Raw genomic sequence first — 404 nt, forward strand, 5'->3', positions numbered from 1 at the left:
AGAACATCGGTGTAACTCCGATCAAGGAGTGTGGACCCGATGACAGACCAGGCAGCGGAGCCGGTGACCGACCTGGACGCCGCGCTCGACGGTGACGGGGTGGGAGAGCTCGATCCGGTCGATGAGCAGTTGATCGCTCAGCTCGCCGGTCGTGCCCGTGTGAACGGGCTCGACCTCACCGGGGCGAACGGGCTGCTCGCGCAGCTGACCAAGCGGGTTCTGGAGTCCGCCCTCGAGGGTGAGATCACCGACCACCTCGGTTATGAAGCCCACGACCCGGCCGGGCGCGACGGGAAGAACTCCCGCAACGGTCACCGGTCGAAGACGGTGTTGACCGAGGCTGGACCGGTCGAGGTCGAGGTCCCCCGTGACCGGGACGGCTCGTTCACACCGAAGATCGTGGC

General features: G+C 66.8%; 1 protein-coding gene. It reads left to right on the forward strand.

Going from position 1 to position 404, the window contains the following annotated elements:
• Positions 1 to 39: 39 nt before the first annotated feature.
• Positions 40 to 404: transposase (locus tag FVA95_RS29500; protein ID WP_368667390.1), on the forward strand; the 365-nt coding region annotated here is incomplete at its 3' end.

It is taken from the genome of Pseudonocardia sp. EV170527-09 (assembly GCF_008369905.1).
Lineage (GTDB): Bacteria > Actinomycetota > Actinomycetes > Mycobacteriales > Pseudonocardiaceae > Pseudonocardia.